Origin of the sequence: Aquirufa lenticrescens (assembly GCF_019916085.1) — a bacterium.
GTDB lineage: Bacteria > Bacteroidota > Bacteroidia > Cytophagales > Spirosomataceae > Aquirufa > Aquirufa lenticrescens.
The window spans coordinates 2098377-2121725 of sequence record NZ_CP049834.1; the positions used below are offsets into that span (position 1 = coordinate 2098377).

Annotated in this window: 26 protein-coding genes and 1 tRNA gene; 15 read left to right on the forward strand and 12 right to left on the reverse strand. The window is 41.9% G+C overall.

Features of this window, described 5'->3' with window-relative positions:
- Positions 1-29 precede the first annotated feature (29 nt).
- Positions 30-779, forward strand: coding sequence for an SDR family NAD(P)-dependent oxidoreductase (locus tag G9X62_RS09345; protein ID WP_223130454.1), 750 nt, complete (start codon positions 30-32; stop codon positions 777-779).
- Here G9X62_RS09345 and rlmB read toward each other — a convergent pair.
- Positions 776-1570 carry a 23S rRNA (guanosine(2251)-2'-O)-methyltransferase RlmB gene (gene rlmB / locus G9X62_RS09350; protein WP_223130455.1) on the reverse strand — a complete coding sequence of 265 codons (795 nt, stop codon included), beginning with the start codon at positions 1568-1570 and terminating at the stop codon, positions 776-778. The genes G9X62_RS09345 and rlmB overlap by 4 nt on opposite strands.
- Positions 1571-1660: 90 nt before the next feature.
- On the opposite strand from rlmB, the gene G9X62_RS09355 reads away from it, so the two are divergent.
- Positions 1661-2431, forward strand: coding sequence for a class I SAM-dependent methyltransferase (locus tag G9X62_RS09355; protein ID WP_223130456.1), 771 nt, complete (start codon positions 1661-1663; stop codon positions 2429-2431).
- A complete protein-coding gene (locus G9X62_RS09360) occupies positions 2431-3069 on the forward strand; it encodes an O-methyltransferase (RefSeq protein ID WP_223130457.1) in 639 nt (212 codons plus the stop codon). The genes G9X62_RS09355 and G9X62_RS09360 overlap by 1 nt, the downstream gene beginning before the upstream one ends.
- On the opposite strand, the gene G9X62_RS09365 is transcribed toward G9X62_RS09360, so the two are convergent.
- Positions 3046-3966: a lytic transglycosylase domain-containing protein gene (locus G9X62_RS09365; RefSeq protein ID WP_223130458.1), complete on the reverse strand. Its 921-nt coding sequence runs from the start codon at positions 3964-3966 to the stop codon at positions 3046-3048. The two genes, G9X62_RS09360 and G9X62_RS09365, sit on opposite strands and share 24 nt — an antisense overlap.
- A gap of 58 nt (positions 3967-4024) precedes the next feature.
- Here G9X62_RS09365 and G9X62_RS09370 point away from each other — a divergent pair, with 58 nt between their 5' ends.
- Both G9X62_RS09370 and G9X62_RS09375 read left to right on the forward strand, forming a co-directional pair.
- Complete coding sequence (locus G9X62_RS09370; protein ID WP_223130459.1) at positions 4025-4597, forward strand: DUF3109 family protein; 573 nt, start codon at positions 4025-4027, stop codon at positions 4595-4597.
- Positions 4597-4914 (forward strand): MGMT family protein, encoded by a 318-nt coding sequence (locus tag G9X62_RS09375; RefSeq protein WP_223130460.1) that lies wholly within the window; start codon positions 4597-4599, stop codon positions 4912-4914. Before G9X62_RS09370 ends, G9X62_RS09375 begins: the two co-directional genes overlap by 1 nt.
- On the opposite strand, the gene mtgA is transcribed toward G9X62_RS09375, so the two are convergent.
- Genes mtgA through G9X62_RS09390 form a run of 3 tightly spaced genes read right to left on the reverse strand, consistent with a single transcriptional unit; the run spans position 4909 to position 8063 of the window.
- Positions 4909-5688 carry a monofunctional biosynthetic peptidoglycan transglycosylase gene (gene mtgA, locus G9X62_RS09380; protein ID WP_223130461.1) on the reverse strand — a complete coding sequence of 260 codons (780 nt, stop codon included), beginning with the start codon at positions 5686-5688 and terminating at the stop codon, positions 4909-4911. The two genes, G9X62_RS09375 and mtgA, sit on opposite strands and share 6 nt — an antisense overlap.
- Before the next feature lie 25 nt (positions 5689-5713).
- Entirely contained in the window at positions 5714-6829 is a 1116-nt protein-coding gene (hemW, locus tag G9X62_RS09385) for a radical SAM family heme chaperone HemW (RefSeq protein ID WP_223130462.1), read from the reverse strand.
- Between the two features lie 4 nt (positions 6830-6833).
- Complete coding sequence (locus G9X62_RS09390) at positions 6834-8063, reverse strand: M16 family metallopeptidase (RefSeq protein WP_223130463.1); 1230 nt, start codon at positions 8061-8063, stop codon at positions 6834-6836.
- Between the two features lie 68 nt (positions 8064-8131).
- On the opposite strand from G9X62_RS09390, the gene G9X62_RS09395 reads away from it, so the two are divergent.
- Entirely contained in the window at positions 8132-9130 is a 999-nt protein-coding gene (locus G9X62_RS09395; RefSeq protein ID WP_223130464.1) for a glycosyltransferase family 9 protein, read from the forward strand.
- On the opposite strand, the gene G9X62_RS09400 is transcribed toward G9X62_RS09395, so the two are convergent.
- Genes G9X62_RS09400 through rfbC form a run of 3 tightly spaced genes read right to left on the reverse strand, consistent with a single transcriptional unit; the run spans position 9103 to position 11133 of the window.
- A complete protein-coding gene (locus G9X62_RS09400) occupies positions 9103-10023 on the reverse strand; it encodes an aspartate carbamoyltransferase catalytic subunit (RefSeq protein WP_130896400.1) in 921 nt (306 codons plus the stop codon). The two genes, G9X62_RS09395 and G9X62_RS09400, sit on opposite strands and share 28 nt — an antisense overlap.
- Positions 10024-10025: 2 nt before the next feature.
- Positions 10026-10568, reverse strand: coding sequence for a bifunctional pyr operon transcriptional regulator/uracil phosphoribosyltransferase PyrR (gene pyrR / locus G9X62_RS09405; protein ID WP_223130465.1), 543 nt, complete (start codon positions 10566-10568; stop codon positions 10026-10028).
- A 25-nt stretch (positions 10569-10593) separates the two neighbouring features.
- Entirely contained in the window at positions 10594-11133 is a 540-nt protein-coding gene (gene rfbC / locus G9X62_RS09410; protein ID WP_223130466.1) for a dTDP-4-dehydrorhamnose 3,5-epimerase, read from the reverse strand.
- A gap of 66 nt (positions 11134-11199) precedes the next feature.
- On the opposite strand from rfbC, the gene pyrF reads away from it, so the two are divergent.
- Entirely contained in the window at positions 11200-12024 is an 825-nt protein-coding gene (gene pyrF / locus G9X62_RS09415; RefSeq protein WP_223131846.1) for an orotidine-5'-phosphate decarboxylase, read from the forward strand.
- Between the two features lies 1 nt (position 12025).
- Positions 12026-12433 (forward strand): DUF2721 domain-containing protein, encoded by a 408-nt coding sequence (locus G9X62_RS09420; RefSeq protein ID WP_130896405.1) that lies wholly within the window; start codon positions 12026-12028, stop codon positions 12431-12433.
- A 202-nt stretch (positions 12434-12635) separates the two neighbouring features.
- On the opposite strand, the gene glgB is transcribed toward G9X62_RS09420, so the two are convergent.
- Positions 12636-14534 carry a 1,4-alpha-glucan branching protein GlgB gene (glgB, locus tag G9X62_RS09425; protein ID WP_223130467.1) on the reverse strand — a complete coding sequence of 633 codons (1899 nt, stop codon included), beginning with the start codon at positions 14532-14534 and terminating at the stop codon, positions 12636-12638.
- Between the two features lie 128 nt (positions 14535-14662).
- Here glgB and G9X62_RS09430 point away from each other — a divergent pair.
- Both G9X62_RS09430 and G9X62_RS09435 read left to right on the forward strand, forming a co-directional pair.
- Positions 14663-14734 (forward strand) — tRNA-Glu (locus G9X62_RS09430).
- 172 nt (positions 14735-14906) lie between these two features.
- Positions 14907-16169: an alginate export family protein gene (locus G9X62_RS09435; RefSeq protein ID WP_223130468.1), complete on the forward strand. Its 1263-nt coding sequence runs from the start codon at positions 14907-14909 to the stop codon at positions 16167-16169.
- On the opposite strand, the gene G9X62_RS09440 is transcribed toward G9X62_RS09435, so the two are convergent.
- The gene (locus tag G9X62_RS09440; RefSeq protein WP_223130469.1) at positions 16146-17603 is read right to left on the reverse strand and encodes a sodium:solute symporter; all 1458 of its coding nucleotides are present in this window, start codon (positions 17601-17603) and stop codon (positions 16146-16148) included. The two genes, G9X62_RS09435 and G9X62_RS09440, sit on opposite strands and share 24 nt — an antisense overlap.
- Before the next feature lie 51 nt (positions 17604-17654).
- On the opposite strand from G9X62_RS09440, the gene G9X62_RS09445 reads away from it, so the two are divergent.
- Genes G9X62_RS09445 through G9X62_RS09465 form a run of 5 tightly spaced genes read left to right on the forward strand, consistent with a single transcriptional unit; the run spans position 17655 to position 21423 of the window.
- Positions 17655-17987 (forward strand): ATP-dependent Clp protease adaptor ClpS, encoded by a 333-nt coding sequence (locus G9X62_RS09445; RefSeq protein WP_223130470.1) that lies wholly within the window; start codon positions 17655-17657, stop codon positions 17985-17987.
- Complete coding sequence (gene recR, locus G9X62_RS09450; protein WP_130896410.1) at positions 17987-18592, forward strand: recombination mediator RecR; 606 nt, start codon at positions 17987-17989, stop codon at positions 18590-18592. The genes G9X62_RS09445 and recR overlap by 1 nt, the downstream gene beginning before the upstream one ends.
- Before the next feature lie 16 nt (positions 18593-18608).
- Complete coding sequence (locus G9X62_RS09455; protein ID WP_223130471.1) at positions 18609-19283, forward strand: superoxide dismutase; 675 nt, start codon at positions 18609-18611, stop codon at positions 19281-19283.
- A gap of 1 nt (position 19284) precedes the next feature.
- Complete coding sequence (locus G9X62_RS09460) at positions 19285-20253, forward strand: isopenicillin N synthase family dioxygenase (protein WP_223130472.1); 969 nt, start codon at positions 19285-19287, stop codon at positions 20251-20253.
- On the forward strand, positions 20254-21423 hold the full coding sequence (locus G9X62_RS09465) for a chromate transporter (protein ID WP_223130473.1): 1170 nt from the start codon (positions 20254-20256) through the stop codon (positions 21421-21423).
- Positions 21424-21430: 7 nt separating this feature from the next.
- On the opposite strand, the gene rfbA is transcribed toward G9X62_RS09465, so the two are convergent.
- Both rfbA and rfbB read right to left on the reverse strand, forming a co-directional pair.
- Positions 21431-22291 (reverse strand): glucose-1-phosphate thymidylyltransferase RfbA, encoded by an 861-nt coding sequence (rfbA, locus tag G9X62_RS09470; RefSeq protein ID WP_130896523.1) that lies wholly within the window; start codon positions 22289-22291, stop codon positions 21431-21433.
- A 1-nt stretch (position 22292) separates the two neighbouring features.
- The gene (gene rfbB, locus G9X62_RS09475) at positions 22293-23348 is read right to left on the reverse strand and encodes a dTDP-glucose 4,6-dehydratase (RefSeq protein ID WP_130923821.1); all 1056 of its coding nucleotides are present in this window, start codon (positions 23346-23348) and stop codon (positions 22293-22295) included.
- Position 23349: the final 1 nt, after the last annotated feature.

Consider the following 23349-nt stretch of genomic DNA (forward strand, 5'->3'; position numbering starts at 1 on the left):
GCGCTTACCTTCGCATAAAATTTATTCCTATGAAAAAAATCGCCTGCATCACAGGTGCGAGTTCGGGAATCGGTCGCGCCACTGCTCAATCCTTAGCTAAAGAAGGTTTTCAATTAATCCTTTGTGGCAGAAGAAAGGAGCGTTTAGAGGAACTGCAAGCTAGTTTATCGGTTCATTCCACGCTATTAACGTTCGATGTGAGCGATCAATCTGCAGTTATTCAAGCGTTTGAATCGCTTCCAGCTGAATGGAAAAATATCGATGTCTTGGTTAATAATGCGGGTAATGCACATGGTATGTCCGCGATTCAAGATGGAGATGTAGCTGATTGGGATGCGATGATGGCCTCGAATGTGACCGGCTTATTATATGTATCTAAAGAAGTGATTAAAGGAATGGTGAATCGGAAATCAGGCCACATTATTAATCTGTCTTCTATTGCAGGAAAGCAAACTTATCCGAATGGGAATGTATATTGTGCGTCCAAAGCGGCAGTTGATGCCTTATCTGCGGGGATGCGCCAGGATTTAAATCCGTTTGGGATTAAAGTTTCAAATGTAGCTCCAGGGGCAGTTGCTACCGAATTTTCTGAGGTTCGTTTTAAGGGAGATCAAGCGAAAGCAGAGGCGGTTTATGCTGGATACGAACCTTTAGTCGCAGCAGATGTGGCTGAATTAATCCGCTATATCGTCTTAGCGCCTGCGCACGTCAATATTGCGGACGTGACTATATTGCCGACAGCACAAGCGTCAGCTTTCCAGATACTTCGAAAAAATTAAATAGAACGTTGGCGAACGGTCTCAAAAATGATGACACCCGCAGCAACTGATACGTTAAGTGATCCTACTTGACCCGTTTGAGGAATTTTAGCGATCTCATCTGATTTACGGATGATTTCGTCTGTGATTCCGTCTTCCTCTGATCCCATGATGATGGCAATCGGATCTTTGTAGTCTATTTCGTAAATCGTGCTTTTAGCCTTTTCTGTACAAGCTACCACGCGTAATCCTGAGTTTTGTAAGAAGTCAATCGTTTGGATTAAGCTATCTTCCTTGCATACGGGAATAAAGTTCAGAGCTCCAGAGGATGTTTTCATCGCATCTGCATTGATTTGAGCGGCTCCACGAGAAGGTAACACGATCGCGTGAACACCCGCACATTCTGCCGTACGTGCAATAGCACCGAAGTTTCTCACATCTGTAACGCGGTCCAAAATCAAAATAAACGGTATTTCGCCTTTCTCAAAGGTATCTGCAATGACATTCTCTAGTTTTGCATAGTGAATGGCAGAAACGAAAGCGATCGCACCTTGGTGATTTTTGCGCGTAATGCGGTTTAATTTCTCCAAAGGCACCTTCTGCACCTGAATACCTTTTTCTTTAGCTAAATCAAGGATTTCGGTGTTTCCAAGCTCTCTTTGAACTAATAAACGATCAATTTCCTTACCCGAACGAAGGGTTTCTAGTACAGATTGTACCCCAAACACAAACTCTTTATTGTCTGTTACAGGAGCTGTAAAATGTCTAAATGGTCTCTTAAATGGGGGTCTTGATGCGTTTTCTTCTGACACGTTGTTGCTTGAAATTTTGCACGAAGGTCGGCATTTTTTTTAACATTTCAGCTAGATAATTCCTTACCTTTGTCTCTTAATCTTATTAGAATGTATAAAACTACCGAAATTGCTTCCTCTGATATTCCTTCAGATAATCCCGTTCACCAACGTCTATTGTATCCTTATATCCACGTCAGCAAATTACTTTCTGGCAATGTATTAGAGATTGGATGCGGCACAGGACGTGGTGTGGGTGTATTAGCCGACGCGGTAAGTAACTATACGGGAGTGGATAAGAATACTGAATTGATGGAGAGTTTATCGAAGACTTATCCTAAGTTCAAGTTTATCGATATGTTCTTACCTCCATTAAAGGATTTGCCATCGAATCATTTCGATTATGTGGTGACTTTTCAGGTGATCGAGCACATCGAAAACGATGATTTCTTTTTAGCCGAAGCCGCACGAGTATTAAAGCCAGGTGGAAAATTGTATTTAACGACGGTGAATAAGAAATTCTCCTTAACCCGCAATCCTTGGCACGTACGCGAATATTTAGCGCCAGAATTACGCGACTTGATGAAGAAACACTTCTCTGAGGTTGTTATGGAAGGGGTGCATGGGAACCAAAAAGTGATGGATTATTATGAAGAAAATAAGGTAGCAGTTAAGCGAATTACTCGATTTGATATTTTTAATCTACAATATAAATTACCAAGAACTTGGTTGCAGGTTCCTTATGATATCGCGAATCGCATGAGTCGATTATCGATGTCTAAGTCGAATAATTCACTTGTTTCATCGATTCAGGTGGATGATTATTTCCTTAGCCAGGATCCTGACAATTCATTGGACTTCTTTTACACAGGGATTAAATAATGGAATTCATTGACGAAGGAATAGAGGAATATGCTCGCCTGCACACGGAGCCAGAAAATGACTTGTTAAAGGAGTTAGTTCGGGAGACGCATGCGATGGTGTTGCAGCCTCGGATGCTTTCAGGTCATTTGCAAGGGCGTTTTTTGTCTTTTATTGCTAAAGTCTATCAACCCTCTCTCATTCTCGAAATAGGCACTTATACGGGTTATTCTGCCCTTTGTATGGCAGAAGGATTAAAAAAAGGTGGTCGTTTGATTACGATTGATGTGAACGAAGAATTGGAAACCTTCACTCGTTCGTTCTTTGATCGATCTGCTTATAAAGAGCAAATTGACTACCGCATCGCAGATGCTGCTGTTGAAATTCCTTCCATTGTAGGTCCCATTGATCTGGTATTTATCGATGCGGATAAGCGTAATTATACGCTGTATTTTGATTTAGTGATCGACAAAATGCGTCCAGGAGGACTTATTTTAGTGGATAATGTGCTGTGGAGCGGTAAAATTATTGAGGAATCAGCACGTGACAAATCGACACAAGCCTTGCGTGATTTCAACACCAAAGTGGCGAATGATGCGCGTGTAGAGCCTTTACTACTTCCAATCCGGGATGGATTATTCCTTCTGCGGGTTATCTAACTTCTTTTTAGGCGGTAACAGAAAATCGTCTGGCTGTAAAATCTCAGGGATCTGGATGGAGTTATCAAAGAAGGTAACTGTGGATGGGTGATAGATAATGTAATTCTTATCGCTAGGCACGTAATCGTTCAAGATCCACGGATTATATTTCTTCAAATCATCGTAGCTGACATTTAACTCATCCGCGATTTCATAGAGGTTTTTGCCGCAGGAATTATCATAACAGATGAGTTTGGCTTGGTTAACCGGTTGAATACCTAGGGAATCATCTTTTTTGAATTCATCGGCCCAGAATTTTTGGTAAGCTAAAAAACGTAATACGTACCAATCCGTACTTGAGTCCACCTGAATGTCTGATTTTCCCACCCAATCCATCACATAGGAAGTTTTCTTCGCCGTTCCTAAACCTACCCGGTAGGAGAGAAGTGTTCCCACCCAATTATTTAAAACCCGGTTATTGCGGGTAAAATAGTTCGCAGCGCCTCTAGTGGCCTCGATTATATGCTTTCGCTCATCCACATTTGCATTCACCTTCATGCCCACATCTGTTGCGGTACCTGCTTTAAATTGCCAATATCCCACAGCTTGAGAGCTCGAAACGGCTATGGGGTTTAATCCACTTTCCTGAACGGAAAGGTATTTGAATTCATTGGGAATCCCGGCTGATTGTAAAAGGGGCTCCATAACGGGGAAATAGAAGCGCATTTTTTCTTTCATCCCTTCTACGAATTTCTTGCTGCTTCCTAAGCGTTTTTGCTCTGTTTCGAGAATGGATTTAGCGGAAGGATGGATGAATACCTTTACGTTTCCGATTAAAAGGGAGTCGGGAAACTCGGTTTTGGCAAAAACCGGCAAACAGAATAAATGTATTAAAAAAAGTATCCAGAGGGATTTCATAGGGTAAAATTACCTATATAAACTATAATATGTACCTTTGTGGTTCAAAAATAAGCAGATGATTTTAATTGACGATACGGTAATCTCTTCCGATGTTGCAGACGAATTTTTCGTATGTGATTTAGCCAAATGCAAAGGCGCATGCTGCGTAGAGGGCGATTTAGGGGCTCCATTGGAGGAAGAAGAATTAGAGATTTTAGAGCGTATTCAGGACGATATTAAGCCCTTTTTATCCGAGGTAGGCTTAAAAGAATTAGCCAAAACAGGTGCTTGGGTAAAAGATGACGACGGAGATTTTTCTACCCCAGTAATCAAAGGGAGAGAATGTGCCTATGCCTTATATGACGATAAAGGCTATTTAAAGTGCGGTATCGAACAAGCCTATTTCGCTGGTAAAACAGATTTCAGAAAACCCATTTCGTGTCATTTATATCCGATTCGTTTGGCTAAATTAGCCGATTATACGGCCTTAAATTACGATCGTTGGTCTATTTGTTCCGACGCGTGTTCGAATGGAGCGTCCCTAGGAGTTCCAATTTATGTATTTTTGAAAGAGCCTTTGATTCGTAAATTTGGGGAGAAGTGGTATGTGGAGTTGTGTCAAGAGATTGAGGACCGTAAAGAAGAATAATGGCTGATTTTGAGGCAATATATCAGGTAGTGGCATTGATACCTTCCGGCAAAGTATCGACGTACGGCGCTATTGCGGGCTATTTAGGCTCAAAAGGCGGTGCTAGATTAGTGGGCTGGGCGATGAATGCATCGCATGGTCAAGCCAACATTCCTGCGCATCGTGTTGTAAATCGCAATGGCGTTTTAACGGGAAAGAACTTTTTTGGAGGGAATAGAATGCAAGAATTATTAGAAGCAGAAGGTCTCACCATCAAAGACGATCAAATTCAACAGTTTTCTACCCATTTCTGGGATCCTTCCATCGAGTTATTATAATTTCTTCAGGTAGTTTTTACCCCCTAAACCTCTCATTTGGCGTTGAATAGCCGATGTTCGTTTGCGTACATAAGCTGATGGATGCTCGATAGAAAAACGGTTTGGACTCGGTAAAACCGCTGCAATCCTAGCCGCTTCTGAGGCTGAAATCTCGGATCCGCTATGTCCATAATACTGTCTACAGGCCGCTTCAACCCCAAATGTCATGGGTCCCGTCTCTGCCACATTCAGATAGACTTCTAAAATTCGTTCTTTGCCCCAGATTAATTCAATGAGGAACGTAAAGTAGACCTCCAGTCCTTTTCGGATATAGCTTCTGCCTTGCCATAAAAAGACGTTTTTAGCCACTTGTTGCGAAATGGTACTCGCGCCACGTATTTTTTTGCCCTTCATGTTGTGCTTTACCGCACCCCACATTGCATCAAAATCAAATCCGTGGTGATCTGGAAACGCCTGATCTTCTGAGGCCACTACCGCAATAGCTACGTTTTTATCTAAATCCTTGTAAGGAGTCCATTGGCTATAAATCTTGGACGGTTTTCCCTCTAACAACGCATCGATTTTTCGAGAGGCCATGGTAGGTGTAAAATAGACCGGGAAGAATTTGAGAAATACGACCGAAAACAGGCTAAAAATCCATAGGTAAAGGAAGAAAAAGCCAATTTTCTTGAGCCAAGTGCGTTTCTTGGGGCTTTTCTTCGCTAAGCGTTCAAACTTTTTACTTCCGTTGGATGGGATAGGGGATTTTTTATCGTATTCTATTCGCTTTGCCATAGGGTTGTAAAATTACAAAAAGGGCTTAGACCACAAAAATATCACTACTTAATCGATCGGCAATTAATTTTCCTTCGCCTTCTAGTATTAAACTGTCATTTTCAATTCGAGCGAAACCTTGAGAAACCCAGATCTGAAATTCTTTTTCAGGATAGGGATGCCCCATTTTTTCGAAGCTCTCCCGCACATAGTTCAAGTCGATTCCCCATTTTGTTCGCAAGCGGACCATGAGGTATTCATTGAGTTGATCGGCTGGGCTGAGTTCTTCTTTTTCTGCTAATGCGAGACCTGATGCGATGTATTTGGCATTATTCGCCACGTTCCATTGCCTAGTATGGCCATTGAAACTATGGGCGGAAGGTCCTATGCCTAAGTAAGGTTCTTGCTGCCAATAACTGGTGTTATGGACAGAATAATGGCCTTCTTTGGCAAAATTTGAGGTTTCGTAGCCCTCATAACCTTTGGATTCTAAATAATCGCGGACCTGCGTAAAGGCGTTTGCCATCGCGGAATCCGGTATTTCCTGAAAAGCCCCTTTCTTTTTTTGAACGCCAAAAACCGTTTTAGGCTCTACCGTTAAGCTATAAGCTGAAATGTGTTGGACTCCCAGCGAGGTGGCATTTTTTAAATCTTCTGCTAATTCTACTTCGGAGTTAGCAGGAATTCCGTAAATCAAATCGATGCTGATGTTGTTGATACCCACTTTTTGCGCATTCTGAATTGCTTGAATCGAATCGGATGCTTGATGGTTTCGATTCATCAAGACTAGGTTTTTTTCTTGAAAGGATTGAATACCTATGCTTAGGCGATTGATGCCTTTTGAGGCAATCATCTCACAATAAGCTGGAGTTAAATCTTCTGGATTCGCCTCTAAGGTAATCTCAGCGTCGTTTGCTATAGGATGAAAGCTGCGAATCGTGTTGAAAATCGTATCTAAATCTGTAGAAGATAAGAGGGAAGGGGTTCCTCCTCCAAAATAGATGGTTTGTAGTTCAGCACCCTGCAAATAGTCTTTTTGCGCTACTATTTCGCGACATAAGGCGTTGACCATTTCCTCTTTTCGGCTCGTATTGGTCGAAAAATGGAAATCGCAGTAATGACAAGCTTGCCTACAAAAAGGGATATGGAGGTAGAGGTGCACTGAATTAGGGTTCGAAAATCAAACAACTCAAGGTAGCCGGATCGAGCATTTCTTTCGCAAGCGATTGAATGTGAACGCTGTCAATCAGGTCAATTTGTTCGAAAATTTCGTCTAAACTCTCAATTTTCTCACGATCTAGGAGATTCTTAGCCATCATTAACATGAAATTGAGGTTTCCCTCTTCTGCCATCGCTAATTGACCTTTTAACTGGCTTTTTATCTTCTTCAATTGTGGGGCTGTTAATTCCTTTTCTTGCAGTTTGGCAAATTCCTTGTGAATTAATTTCAGCGATTTATTCACCTGATTAGGCTCTGTTCCAAAATAAATGGCCCAATAACCTGAGTCTAAAAAGGAAGTTAAACTTGCTTCAATCGAATATACCAGTCCGTGTCGTTCGCGTACTGAAACATTCAGCAAAGAATTCATACCTGGTCCACCTAATAGATTGACTAGAAGGAAGAACGCAAGTCGATTCGGGTTTTCAATGGCAAAGGATTGACGTCCTAAAGCAACGTGGGATTGCGTAATGCCTCTTTTGATGACTTTGGTCTGTGGGATCATCGGTGAAGGAGCAAGGCGTTTCACGATTTGCTTCTTTGCTTTAATGGATCCCAAATGTTTTTCTGCCCAAGCAAAAACCTTCGATGGATCTAATTTTCCGATGGAGGAAAACACAATACGTGAAGTGTCTAAATTGCGTTCGATGAAGGATTCGAGGTCCTTTTTTTGGAATGCTTGAACTGTTTCTGTCGTCCCTAAAATATTCACCCCTAGCGGATGATTTGGGAATAATAATTCATCAAAGTCATCTTGAATGGCTTCTTCTGGAGCGTCATAATACATCGACATCTCCTCTAAAATGACCGAACGCTCTTTCTCTAATTCCTTTTCAGGAAACACAGATTCAAACGTAATGTCAGTTAATAGCTCTAAGGCCCGTTCGAAATAGGGGCTAAGAATAGAGGCATGGAAACAGATTTTTTCTTTGGTGGTATAGGCATTCAATTCTCCGCCATAAACTTCGAGGCGGTTAATGATCTGCATATTGTTCTTTTTCTTCGTCCCTTTGAAGGCCATATGCTCCCAAAAGTGCGCTAAACCCTCTTCTCCAGCTAATTCATCCCGACTACCAATGTCCAACATAATCCCTAAATGCGAGATCTCTGTGTGAAGCACTTGTCTGTGCACCACCGTGATTCCGTTAGAGAGGGTATGCAGGTGAATGGAATTCATAAATGGGGTTTTGGTGAAAAATGTCTCAAAAATAAGTAATTTTATGGCTAATCGCTTCCTTTATTTCTATGAATCCAGTGTCCAAGGTGTTAATTATTCAAACCGCTTTCCTCGGGGATGCGGTTTTAGTAACATCCTTATTGGAGAAAATCCGGATAGAATCCCCTGAAACAGCCATTCATTTGTTAGTAAGGAAAGGGAATGAGTCTATTTTTCAGGCTTACACACATCCTTGTTTGGAGCGCGTTTGGACCTATGATAAGTCCAATAAACGAGCTTCTTGGCTTGATTTACGCACTAATTTGAAGCAAGAATCCTTTGATAAAGTTTTTGTGGTACAGCGATTCTTCGGAATGGGTTTGTTGAGTCTGATGATTGGTGCCAAGCAGGTTTTTGGGTTTGCAAAAAATCCACTTTCCTGGTTTTTTACGAAATCCTATCCACACCCTTTTGGAAACGGAATCCATGAAGTGGAGCGCAATACGGCTTTATTGAGCGATTGGTTAGGGGAGAAGGTGTATAAGCCTTTCTTGAATCCTTCGCAAGTACCAGCTCCCGCTAACAATTACATCTGTATTTCCCCTGGAAGTGTGTGGGAGACGAAGCGTTTACCCATTCAGAAGTGGATCGATTTTATCCATTTACTGCCTCGTGATCAGGCAGTTGTATTAATGGGTTCACCTAACGAAAAGTATTTGTCAGAAGAGATTGAGCAGGCCTGTCCAGGTTGGCCTATCTTTAATGAAACCGGGAAACACGCGCTCTTAGCTTCTACGTCTATTTTTGCCCAAAGCAAAGGTAATTTCGTCAACGATTCCGGTCCGATGCACTTGTCCTCTGCCGTGAATGTACCTACGGTTGCTTTATTTTGCTCTACGATTCCAGATTTTGGCTTTGGACCTTTGGCTGATCACAGTCAAGTCATTGAGGTATCGGAAACATTAGATTGTCGTCCTTGTGGAGATCACGGCAAGAAAAATTGCCCGCTAGGTCATTATGCCTGTGGAAATCAGATCTCAACCCAAAAAATGTTATTAGCTTACGAAGCTCTCGAAGCAAGTAAATAAAGGACAGCCATTCTCACGGCCACGCCATTTTCTACCTGATCTAAGATGATTGAATGGGGCGAATCCGCCGCATCAGAGCTTAATTCCACCCCACGATTTATCGGTCCCGGGTGCATCAAAACGATCTCTTTGGGTAATTCCTCCAACATCGCGCGATTGATTCCAAAGAACTGCGAGTATTCGCGAAGACTCGGGAAGTACTTGATTTGTTGTCTCTCTAATTGGATACGCAACACGTTAGCGGCATCACACCAAGCTAAGGTACTCTTTACGTCGTGAGAAACTTCGACACCTAAGCTTTGTATGTGCTTCGGAATCAAGGTGCTGGGTCCGCAAAGACGAACTTCTGCTCCTTGTTTTTTCAAGGCATAAATATTAGAAAGGGCCACGCGTGAGTGCAAAATGTCACCGATGATGGCGATTTTTTTGCCGGCTAAATCACCCAGTTTTTCTTGTAGAGAGAACGTATCTAATAAGGCTTGCGTTGGATGCTCGTGTGTTCCGTCGCCTGCATTGACAATATTAGCTTTTATATGTTTCGCTAGATAATGAGGCGCACCTGGACTTGCATGGCGCATCACGATCATATCGACTTTCATCGCTAGGATATTGTTTACCGTATCTAATAAGGTTTCTCCTTTTTTGACTGAGCTACCTGAGGCAGAGAAGTTAATGGTGTCTGCTGAGAGTCTTTTTTCAGCTAATTCGAAGGATAATCGGGTACGAGTTGAATTTTCAAAGAAGATGTTGGCAATCGTCACATCGCGTAGAGAAGGAACTTTTTTAATCGGTCTGTTCAAGACCTCTTTAAATTCTCTGGCCGTTTTAACAATCAATTGAATGGACTCTTCATCCAGATCTTTGATTCCTAATAAGTGTGGCGACTTTAACATAATTATTCAGGTTGAGGAATTAACCAAATTCTGTCCGCTTCGTGGCCTTGTTCCGTCCACTCTACGAGTACTTTTTCGGTGGGTAAGGTATTCACACTTTTACCCACGTAATCTGCGTTAATCGGCAAATCTCGATTATAAATACGGTCGATTAAGACACATAATTCCACTTTAGCCGGTCTCCCAAAACTATTCATCGCATCTAGCGCTGCCCGAACCATTCGGCCTGTGGCTAACACGTCATCGACAAGGATAACTCGCTTGTTTTCAATCAAAAAGGGGACATCGGTTGAATTAGGAGATACCGTTTCTCTGCGGCGGTAATCGTCGCGAAAGAATGTAGCGTCTATTTTTCCTACACTAGGTGCTTTTTCAAGGTGTTTGCTTAATTCTTTCGCGATACGTTCTGCAAAGAAAATTCCGCGAGGCTGTAAGCCTAGAATTACTGTTTCAACACCGTTGATTTGATTTTCAATGAGCTCTTGACACAACCTTGAGATGGTTATTTCGAGTAATGGGCTTGATAAAATCAGCTTGCGAGTCATTGATGCAAAGATATCAAAATTTTAATTAAAAAATCGGATGATTGGCGTCAAAATCAGGTAGTATTTGGTCCTTATCCGATACAATCGGGTTTTCAACGCCCCATTCGATCCCTAATTGCGGGTCATTCCAGCGTATCCCTGATTCAGCTTCTTTATTCCAAAAATTCGTGCATTTATACACAAAAATCGTCTCCTCTAGGGCGATAAAACCATGAGCGAAACCGATGGGTACATACAACATATTACCTTTATCTGCGTCTAAAACGAATTTTTCGTGCTGTCCAAAGGTAGGGGAGTCCTTACGTAAATCCACCACCACGTCTAAGGCTTTCCCTGTCATGACACGTACTAATTTACCTTGACCGTTTGGATTGTGTTGAAAATGTAAGCCGCGCAACACGCCTTTGGTGGAAAAGGAATAGTTGTCTTGCACAAAATCTTCTGGGATTCCATTTGCTGCAAAACGCGTTTGGTTGTAGGATTCGTAGAAAAATCCACGTTCGTCATGATATTTTGTTGGTATGCACTCAATGACTCCTGATAAACGATGCTTAATGAATTCCATAAATTGTTTTTTGGCAGGGAAAGGGATAGATTTGTGGCAAAATTAATCCTATTTTCCTTCTTTCACATGAATTCAGCGGAATTAATTCAGCAAATTGAACAAAAGAGATCCTTTTTATGCGTCGGTTTGGACACCGATATCTCGTTGATTCCAAGTCGATTTAAGACGGAAAAAGATCCCATTTTTGCTTTTAATAAAGCGGTCATTGATGCTACTTTGCCCTATGCAGTCGCTTATAAGCCTAATATCGCCTTTTATGAAGCTTTAGGGCCTGCTGGTTGGGAAAGTTTACAGAAAACGATGGATTATATGCCTAAGGACGTGTTTTCTATTGCGGATGCGAAGCGTGGTGACATTGGAAATACGGCGACTAAATACGCTCAAACATTCTTTGAGCCCGCTCGTGCCGGTTTTGATTTCGATTCTGTAACTGTGGCGCCCTATATGGGAGAGGATTCGGTGAGCCCTTTCTTGCAATTTGAAGATAAGTGGGTAATTCTTTTGGCTTTAACTTCTAATCCTGGAAGTAACGACTTTCAGCAATTAAAAGACGAAACGGGTATTCCTTTCTACGAACACGTCATGCGTAAATCGATGGAATGGGGAAATTCTGATCAATTAATGTTCGTGATAGGAGCCACTAGGACGGATTATATTGCCAAAGTTCGTAAAATTGCTCCTGATAATTTCTTCTTAGTTCCTGGTGTAGGAGCGCAAGGGGGAAGTTTGTCTGATGTGGCCAAATTTGGTATGAATGATAAAGTAGGATTACTCGTGAATTCCTCTCGTGGCATCATTTATGCAGGGGATGATACCTGGGTTTCTGCCGCCAGAGAGGCGAAAAAAGTGCAAGAAGAAATGAATCAACTACTAGATCAATATTATAAATAACATGGAATTAAGCATCGGTACCCCCGCCTTATTATTCTCAACAGTTTCCTTGTTGATGATCGCTTTTACAAATCGCTTTATGTCGATGGCTTCGTTGATTCGTGGTTTACACGAAAAATTTCAACAAAATCCGGACGATGCGATTCGCATGCAAATTGATAACCTGCGATTGCGGATGAAACTAATTCAGCGGATGCAGATTATAGCCATCGTGAGTTTGATTTTAAGCGTGGTGTGTATGTTTCTGTTGTTTATGAACCAACAGTTAATAGCTCGTTGGTTTTTTGGAATCGGCCTTTTAGGTATGAGTATTTCCCTAGCGCTAAGTGCTTGGGAGATAACGATTTCCACTAAAGCACTCGAAGTGGAACTCTCAGATATGGAAGAAATTATAAATAAGAGGAAATAATGCTATTTTTTATCTGAATAGTAAAAAATAACTATCGAAATATTTTCCGCCTATAAAATATTTACTACTTTTGTATACAATAATTACATTTCATACAAACGAAGATTTTGAATGACTTAGGTCATTAAAAATACTACTTAGGCGGATTGAATAAAGGCTCGGAATTTTTCTGAGTCTTTATTGTTTCTAGCCTTTTCGCATCTTATGCCTTTAAAATAAGCGCAGAAAGAGGAGGGAGGTTGATCGCGATTGAGAATGCTTTCCCTTGCCAGTTGATTTCTTCCGTCATTGTAGCTCCAGAAACGGGGTAATTACTACCACCGAATTCTTCTTTGTCTGAATTGAAGACAGTTTTCCAAATCCCAGGAAGTGGAACACCTATCCGGTATCCATCACGAGGTGCAGGTGTTAGGTTCAAAATCACAATGACTTGTTGCTTAGCCGTTTCTCCTTTTCGGATATAGGAAATCACGGAATTGCCTTGATCGTTTGATTCAATCCACTCGAATCCCTCGTAATCAAATTGTTTACTGTAGAACGCTGGTTCTGATCGATACAATTGATTTAAGGCTTTAACCGTTTCTTGAATTCCTCTGTGGGAGTGATGTTCCGTCAGGTGCCAGTCGAGGCTTTGGGTGTGATTCCATTCTTCTCTTTGGCCAAATTCCCCACCCATAAACAATAAATGAGAGCCTGGATGCGTGAATTGTTCTGCTAAAAGCAGACGTAGGTTAGCAAATTTCTGCCAATCATCGCCAGGCATTTTATTCAATAATGAACCTTTACCATAGACCACTTCGTCGTGCGAAAGTGGTAGACAGAAATTCTCTGTAAACGCATAAATAAGGGAGAAAGTCAGTTCATTGAGGTGATGTTGGCGGTAAATGGGGTCTTTTTGGAAGAAACGCAGGGTGTCGTTCATCCAACCCATCATCCATTTTTGGCCAAAGCCTAAACCTCCCATAAATACCGGTTTCGTCACCCCTGGGAAACTTGTAGATTCTTCCGCAATCATCTGGATATGCGGAAACTCTGCATAAATGTGGCTATTTAAGTCTTGTAAGAAGGAAATAACCTCGAGGTTATGATTGCCTCCAAACTGATTTGGCTCCCATTCTCCGTCATTTCTCGAATAATCTAAATACAACATGGATGCTACTGCATCTACGCGCAATCCATCCACATGGTAGCGATCGCACCAGAAAAAGGCGTTTGACATCAAGAACGAGCGAACTTCGTTCTTTCCGTAATCGAAGATGTACGATTTCCAATCTGGGTGATAACCGCGTTTCGGATCCGGATGCTCGTAAGCACTGCTACCGTCAAAGTTAAATAATCCGTGCGCATCGCCCGGAAAATGGGACGGAACCCAGTCTAAAATTACTCCTATTTCCGCCTGATGAAAGGCTTCCACTAAACGCATAAATCCTTGAGGATCACCAAAACGTGCTGTAGGAGCAAAATAACCTGTGATTTGATATCCCCATGATGGATCATAGGGATATTCCATCACTGGCATAAATTCTACGTGTGTGAAGCCCATTTCTTTGACGTAATTCACCAGTTTTACCGCTAAATCATCATAAGATAGGTATTCATTTTCTAGCGTTTTCATCCAAGAGGCTAAGTGCACCTCATAAATGGACATAGGTGCATTCAGGGCATTTTTAGAAGCTCTGTTTTCTTGCCATTTGGTATCTTTCCACTCTTTATAGGTGTTCCAAACGATACTCGCTGTCTTAGGTGGAGCCTCGCAATACAAGCCCATCGGGTCTAGTTTCTCCAAATATTCCCCACCTGCCGTTTCAATTCCATATTTATAGGTTTCTCCTGTTTTTACACCCGGAATGAAGCCTTCCCAGATGCCAGATGAGTCCCAACGAGGAAATAAAGGATGCGAATAGCGGTCCCAATAATTAAAATTACCCGTTACAAACACATTTTTTGCGCTAGGAGCCCAAACCGCAAAAAACGTTCCTAGGATCCCATCGTACTCTATTTCAAAAGCCCCTAATTTCTCATAAAGTCTTGTATGTTTGCCGTTTAAGAAAAGGGCTATATCGAAATCAGTTAATCGAGAATAGGGGTGTACGTTCGCCATAAGGGGTTCTGCTTCAATGTTTAGGCTAAAATAGCGAAAATAAATTAGAAAATAATTAGTCTTTTTTTTGCTGGTAGTTTTGAATATAAAAGGGAAAAGCCTACCTTTGTGCCACCAAAATAAATAATGGTCCGTTCGTCTAGGGGTTAGGACACGTCCCTTTCACGGATGAAACACGGGTTCGATTCCCGTACGGACTACTTCGGTAGGCAAAAAACCACACAAGACGTGTGGTTTTTTTGTTTTATAATGTCTTCATTTGTCTTTTGAATCTGTTATTTGCCCTTGAGACTTTTCTTTTTCCTTTTTCTTTCCTTCTCTCTTTCTGCTCAACAAATTGCTCGATTGCGATTTGATGATAACTTTTCTGCCTTGAAAAATGATAGTTTGAAGAAGGAAGTAACGGATTATTTGAAAGAAATTCGCTTAGGAAAAGAAATTAGATTAAGCTTTGGAGGGGAGTGGCGAGAGCAATACCAGTCGTATACTCATTTTAATTTTGGGGAGGTGCCTGCGGATTTTGTGACCCAAAGTCCGTATCAATTAATGCACCGAACCATGTTGCATGCAAATATTGAGTTTCCTCGTGGTTTTCGCGTATTTACACAACTAAACAGTACGGCACGTTTCTTTAATCCTAATCCGATTACAGGACAATTGGATCAGAATGTACTATCACTTCATCAATTATTTGTCGATATTCCCTTTGCTCAGAATTTGAAATTACGGGTTGGAAAGCAGGAATATTCCTTGGGTTTGGAGCGATTTGTAGCTACAAGGGAGGGGCCTAATACAAGAACTCCTTTTTATGGTATCAATTTGAAATACCAGCAAAAGAATCTTCAGTGGGATGCATTTGTTTCGCATCCGATTCGCATTAAACCTGGAGTATTTGATGATGAACCGACAGATGAGATTTTAGGTGGATTCTATGCGAATTACCGGGTTAAAAAAAGAATGCAGTTTGAACCCTATTATTTTTATTTCGAGAGTGATTTGCGGGAATATCAATTTAAACGTGGCTTAGAAAAGCGCCACACGATTGGTTTAAGATCATTTTCTAGTCCAGGGAATTGGAATTACGATATTGAACTAGCGGGCCAAACGGGTCAATTTAATGACCTGTCCATCGCAGCTTTTATGGGTGTTTGGGACTTTAATATTGCCCTAAAAAAAGCGTTTTATGTCGGATTTTCAGGGAATTTTGTGCCTGGAGATCGTTCTGGATTAGATACACAATTGAATACGTTTAATACCTTATTTGCAAGACCGCCTTTTGGCCAAACCGTAGCCTTAAATATTACGAATACGTGGAATTTTAGCCCCTACATTCGTTACCAAGACTTCAAAAAGTGGTTAGTGACAGGAAGAGCCTCTTTTGTGAGCAGGGAGAGTACGTCTGATGGTATATTTACGCCCAATATGACGCCAGCTAGACCTATTCTCGGCAAAAATCTAGGAAGCGTCGCTTCAGATATCTGTAATATCTATGCTTTAGACGCCCAGTTTTTCCCCACTAAACATTTTAGTTTTCAGCTAGAACTAGGCTATTGTGATGCAGGCGACTACCTAAAAGAAAGTGGTTCAGGCCAAAACGTCCATTATTACGCCTTACGTAACGTGTACCGATTCTAAGTTTTTGTCCCGAATCATCCACAACATCACAAAGCAAATCGCTCCGTTCAAGATCAATTTTGCGAACCCAAAACCACCAAATAAACTCTGCGCCTGTGTCTCTAACACGAACGTAATGATAGGTGAGAGTACACAGATAATAGGCACCCATTTATCACGGATGGCATATTTCGTAAACAAACCGAATGAGAATAAGCCTAATAAAGGGCCATAAGTATATCCTGCTAAATTAAATACCGCGGCAATCAATTCAGAAGTGTTGAAGATATGGAATAAGCCAATCACGACGAAAAACAGGGCTGAGAAGCCGATGTGCACGAAATGCTTCATCTTCTTTTGCTTGTCCTCCTTAAACTTCTCAATACTCAAGAAATCAATGCAGAATGAGGTCGTTAAGGCTGTTAAGGCCGAATCAGAACTCGCATATGATGCAGCAATAATGCCTAATAAAAACGTCACAGCAGCTAAGGTCCCAAATTCTCCTCCTAGTGCTAACATCGGATATAATTCATCCGTTTTTGTAGGAACGGCGATCCCCTTAGAAGCGGAATAAATGTACAATAAGGCACCTAAAGAAAGGAACAAGATATTAATAAAAAGAAGCACCCAGTAGAACCAGAACATGTTTTTCTGAGCTTCTCCGATCGATTTGCAGGTCAGGTTTTTCTGCATCAAATCCTGATCTAATCCCGTCATAACGATGGCAATAAAAACACCGGCTAGGAAGTCTTTTCCAAAGAAATGAGGGTTCTTCCAATCCCACTCAAACAAATGCGAATACCTGCTCGCACTCACTTGTTGAATCATGTCAGGGATGCTCATGTCCATTTTTTGGCCCACTAAAACAATGGTAATGAAGAGCGCAATTAATAAGAATAGAGTCTGTAAAGTATCCGTCCAAATAATCGTTTTAACCCCTCCACGGTGCGTATAAAGCCATATCAAGAAGATCGAAACGAAAACGGTTATGATAAAGGGTACACCGATAGGGGCGAATATCGCAATTTGCAATACGTTAACCGCTAGGTACAAACGAGCGGCTGAACCGATTGTTCTAGACAATAAAAAGAAGGCAGAACCGGTCTTATAGGACCAAAAACCAAAGCGTTTTTCTAAATATCCGTAAATGGAAATCAGATTCAACCGATAATACAAGGGCATTAATACCAAAGCAATCGTCAGATACCCAAGCGAGTGACCTAAAATGACCTGGTAATAGGTGAAATAGGTTTTACCCACTGCACCCGGTACGGAAATAAAGGTTAAGCCAGAAATGGACGTTCCAATCATCCCAAAGGCCACTAGCCACCAAGGCGACTCGCGATTAGCTGTAAAAAATGCGTGTGTATCAGCGCCTCTGGAGGTAAAATAAGAGATCGCTAACAGCAGGCCAAAATAGAGGGCAAGAATTCCTCCAGCTAATTGTACAGACATAAGGTTTGGAACGGATTTTTTTTTAAATTTGATTTCAAATTCATCAAAAATATGGAATTCTGTGTAGATAGTATTTATCGTCTACCTTTTTCTTTTCAAAATCAGGAAAAATGGCAAGAAGACACGTCGACCCTCGTAGAGGAAGAGGTGATCGAAGCTCATCAGCTGATTGTCTACAATGATGAAGTTAATTCCTTTGAATATGTCATTTTAACGTTGATTGAGGTGTGTGAACACACGCCACAACAAGCGGAGCAATGTACCTTGCAGATTCATTTCAGAGGCAAATGCGGCGTAAAAACCGGTGGATTTGAGGAGTTAGTAGCTATGCGCAATGAGATTTGCCGTAGAGGAATTTCCGCAGAAATAGAAGCCAGCGCCTAATGAATAATTACCCCTCCAAGATGATTGAGCAAGCCGTGGAAGAGATTTCCAAACTGCCCGGCATCGGTAAAAAATCAGCTTTGCGCCTCGCTTTGCACTTATTAAAGCGCCCAGAAGCCCAATCTTTGCAATTAGCCCACGCCGTGGTTCAACTCAGAACAGAGACTAAATATTGTCCACAATGCCATATGATTTCGGATGGCGATTTGTGCGGTATTTGTGCCAGTCATAAACGCGATGAGAGCATCATTTGCGTGGTAGAAGATCTACGCGATGTGTTAGCGATTGAGAATACCGGCCAGTTTATGGGCCTATACCATGTTTTGGGCGGGATTATTTCCCCTTTATCGGGTATTTCGCCAGGCGATTTGACCATCGAATCTTTAGTGGCACGTGTCGCTTCGGGGAAAGTGAGTGAAGTGATTTTAGGTTTGAGTCCCACAATGGAGGGGGATACGACGGCTTTTTATTTGACCAAAAAACTGAAAGAGTTTCCCGTAAAATTATCCACCATTGCGCGTGGTATTCCCATCGGCGGTGATTTAGAGTATACCGACGAGATTACACTAGGCCGAAGTATAGTAGGTCGAGTAATGTACGAATAGTATAAACCGAATAACGATGAAACGTTCCGAATTTCTAAAACAATCCCTAGTGCTTGCGGGTGCAAGCGTGGTTTTGCCCTCTTTTTCAGTTCCTGTAGCTGATTCATTTAGCTTACCCGCTTTGCCTTATGCTTTCGATGCGTTAGAGCCTCATATCGACCGTTTAACGATGGAAATCCACCACGATCGCCACCATAAGGCTTATGTGGATAATTTAAACAAGGCTTTGCCCGGTACTACCAAATCTATTGAAGAGATTTTAGCCACCGTTTCTACTCAGTCAGTTGCCGTGCGTAACAATGGGGGAGGGCACTGGAATCACAGTTTTTTCTGGAATGTGTTAGGACCTGCCAATGGTTCTAAACCATCCGCTGCTTTAGCGAAGCAAATAGAGGCTGATTTTGGTTCATTTGATGCGTTTAAGGCTGAATTTACGAAGACAGCTACCTCCCGTTTCGGATCAGGTTGGGCATGGTTAATCAAGAAAGACGGAAAATTGGTGATTTCTTCGACGCCTAATCAAGATAATCCATTGATGGATTTGGCGGAAGTGAAAGGACAACCAATTTTAGCTTTAGACGTGTGGGAACACGCTTATTATTTAAAATACATGAACAAGCGCGCGGATTATATCGCAGCGTTTTGGAACCTAGTTAACTGGGACTTTGTATCAACAAACTTTAGTAAATAAGATGTTATTAGATGAAATTCCATCGCTGGATTTAGCTGATTTCCTTTCAGGAGAAGCTGGTCGCAAGGCGAAATTTGTACAAGATTTAGGAGCTGCTTTCAATACGATAGGATTCGTGGCAATAAAAGGTCATGGATTGTCGAACGACTTCACGAAGAAGCTTTACTCAGATGTGGAGCAATTCTTTCAATCGCCAGATTCGCTAAAGCAAACCTATGAAATTGAAGGAATTGCGGGCCAACGCGGTTATATCGGAAAACGAAAAGAAACAGCCAAAGGCTTTAAGGTACCTGATTTAAAGGAATTTTACCATGTGGGTCAACCGCACAAGGAAGATGGAGATTCGGTTTGGTCAGAATATCCAGCGAACGTTTTTCCAGCGGAATACCCTGATTTCGAGAAGAACACGGTGGAAGCTTATCAAACCTTAGAGAAGGCTGGTAAAGCTTTGCTGCAAGCAATTGCGCTCTATTTAGAGCTTCCTGAAGACTATTTTGAATCCCGGGTGAAAAATGGTAATTCCATCTTACGTGCGATTCACTATTTCCCTATTCTGGATCCTGATTCCTTGCCAGAAGGAGCGGTGAGAGCGGCTGCACACGGTGATATTAACTTGATTACTTTGTTAATGGGCGCTTCTGCGGAAGGCTTAGAGGTATTGCGTATGGATGGGAAATGGATTCCCATTACGGCTTTACCGGATCAGGTAGTGGTAAATGTGGGTGATATGTTAGATCGGTTGACGAATCATAAATTGAAATCGACAATTCACCGCGTTGTGAATCCGCCGCGTGAAAAAATGGGTACATCTCGTTATTCAATCCCTTTCTTTATGCATCCGCGTTCTGAAATGGATTTGACTTGTTTACCTTCTTGCGTTTCGACGGAATATCCTAAAATCTATACGGACATGACAGCAGGGGCGTTTTTGAATGAGCGATTGATTGAATTAGGACTTAAAAAGGCTTAAATGAGGCGGCTAAAACACTTAGATTTCCTGTGGGATGTCTTGCTTTTAGCCTGCACCTCTTTTGGTGGACCTCAAGTGCATTTTGCGCTCTTTTTAGATCGATTAGTGAAGAAAAGAGCCTATTTAACGGAGGAAGAGTTGTTTGAAATTCAAGCGCTTTGTTCCGTATTACCAGGCCCTACCTCTACTCAAATGATCACAGCGATCGGTTTGAAGCGGGGTGGGGCTTCTTTGGCTTACCTCACCTTGTTTATTTGGATTACGCCTGCGGTATTTATCATGACCCTGGCAGCCTATGGAATGACTTTTTTACGGAATAATTCCATACTTCATTACGTTCTTCCAGTGGGTATTGGTTTGATTTTGCAGGCGGGTTGGTATATGGCCAAAAAGGTCATTACAGGCCATATGTATGTTATCATTTTGCTCGTGACCTTGTTTTTAGGGATCGCTTTTCACAGTCCTTATATTTTCCCTTTGGTACTCGTTTTAGGGGGTGTAGTGTCCTCTTTTAACTACAAAGATTTTCCTCGCCAAACCAAACACAAATTCGTCATTCCTTGGGCTAATTTTCATTTGTATTGGGGTTTTTTACTCTTTTTGGCACTTTTAGGCCACTTTACAGATTATTTTCCTATCCGCCTTTTTGAGAATTTTTACCGGAATGGTTCTCTCGTTTTTGGGGGTGGTCACATTTTGGCCCCCGTACTTTACACCGAATTTGTGGAGTTTAAACAGTTAATCAGTTCGGACGTCTTTTTGACGGGAATGGCCCTTTCGCAGACGCTTCCGGGTCCTGTATTTGCCTTTACGTCTTATTTAGGGGTCTTGTTGATGAAGGATTATGGTCTGGTAGGTGAATTGGCGGGTTCGCTCATCGGTGCGCTGGGTATTTTTTTGCCAGGGACTTTTTTGATCTTCTTTGTATTCAGAATTTGGGGACAATTGAAGCAATACCGCTTCATTCGCGCCTCTCTAGCGGGTATTCAGGCGGCTTCTGTGGGTTTGACCTTGGTGGCTGTGTTTACCTTTACTAGACCTCTAGTAGTGGATGCAGAATTTATTTCTCTTGGAATCGTGGTCGCGGCTTTTGTGCTGGCGGAGAAAACAAAAATTCCCGCCATCTTGCTATTTGGATTAGCATTGATAGCGGGAATTATAGGTATTTAAGCCGTTTTTAGGCTATTAAGTTCAATAGGTATTGTCCATAACCACTTTTCACCAGCGGCTCAGCGATTTTCTTTAATTGCGCTTTGTCGATGTAACCCATACGATAGGCTACCTCTTCGATACAACCTACTTTCATACCTTGGCGTTCTTCGATCACTTGAACGAATTGACCTGCTTGCATTAGGGACGCGAAAGTACCTGTATCTAACCAAGCTGTTCCGCGGTTCAAAATACCCACCGATAGACGACCTTGCTTCAAGTATTCCTTGTTTACGTCCGTGATTTCGTATTCTCCACGAGGGGATGGAGCAATGTTTTTGGCAATCTCCACCACATCATTATCGTAGAAATACAAGCCTGGGACAGCATAATTTGATTTCGGTTTCGCTGGTTTCTCTTCGATCGAGATCACTTTATTGTCTGCATCGAATTCGACCACTCCATAACGCTCTGGATCATTCACTGAGTAAGCATAAACCACACCACCTGAAGGATCATTATTCGCTTGTAATAACTTACTTAAGCCGGAACCATAGAAGATATTGTCGCCTAAAACCAAGGCAACCTTGTCTTTTCCAATGAATTTCTCGCCAATCACAAACGCTTGCGCTAAACCATTCGGTTCTGGTTGAACAGCATATTCGAAACGACAACCGATTTGGGATCCATCGCCTAATAACTTCTCGAAATGAGGTAAATCGTGTGGCGTAGAGATGATCAAAATCTCTTTTATGCCCGATAACATCAAGATAGACAAGGGATAATAGATCATCGGCTTGTCATAAACCGGCATTAATTGCTTGCTAACCGCTAATGTCAATGGGTGTAATCTCGTTCCGGATCCACCCGCTAAAATAATTCCTTTCATCTTATCTGCCTGCGTAGTTTTTTTCGTAATATTTTTGATAATCACCTGAAGTGACATCATTTAACCATTTTTCATTTTCTAAATACCAATTCACGGTTTTCTCTAAACCCTCAGCGAATTGCAAACTAGGTTCCCAGCCTAATTCTTTCATAATCTTGTTCGCATCGATCGCATAACGCAAATCGTGACCCGCACGATCCGTTACATACGTGATTAATTGAACCGATGTTCCTGCTGGACGACCTAATTTCTCATCCATAATTTTGCATAATAAATGAACTAAATCAATGTTCTTCCACTCATTAAAGCCACCGATATTATAGGTTTCGCCTATTTTTCCATCATGGAATACCGTATCGATTGCACGCGCATGGTCAATCACAAATAGCCAATCACGTACATTTTCGCCTTTTCCGTACACCGGAAGCGGTTTGTGATGAATAATGTTGTGAATCATCAAGGGAATTAACTTCTCAGGGAAGTGATTAGGCCCATAATTATTCGAACAATTCGTGATCACCGTAGGTAGACCATAGGTTTCGTGGTAAGCCCGAACGAAGTGATCTGAACTCGCTTTCGAAGCCGAATAAGGCGAACGAGGGTCGTAAGACGTTGTTTCTAAGAAAAATTCCTTTGGATCGTGCAACTCGCCATAAACCTCATCGGTTGAGATGTGGTAGAAGCGCTTGCCTTCCATTTTACCCGCCCAATGTTTCTTCGCGGCTTGTAATAAATTCACCGTTCCGATGACATTTGTTCTTACGAACGCCAAAGGGTCCGTAATCGAGCGATCCACGTGGGATTCCGCCGCTAAATGCAATACACCATCAAATTGATGCTCTGCAAATAGGGCATCGATATGCTCCGCATCCGTAATGTCAGCTTTAATGAAGTGGTAATTAGGGGCAGATGCCACATCTTCATTATTCGCTAGGTTACCCGCATACGTCAAGGCATCCAAATTGTAGATCTGGTAATCTGGGTATTTGTTCACAAACAAACGAACCACGTGAGAACCAATAAATCCGGCACCGCCGGTGATAACTAATTTTTTCATC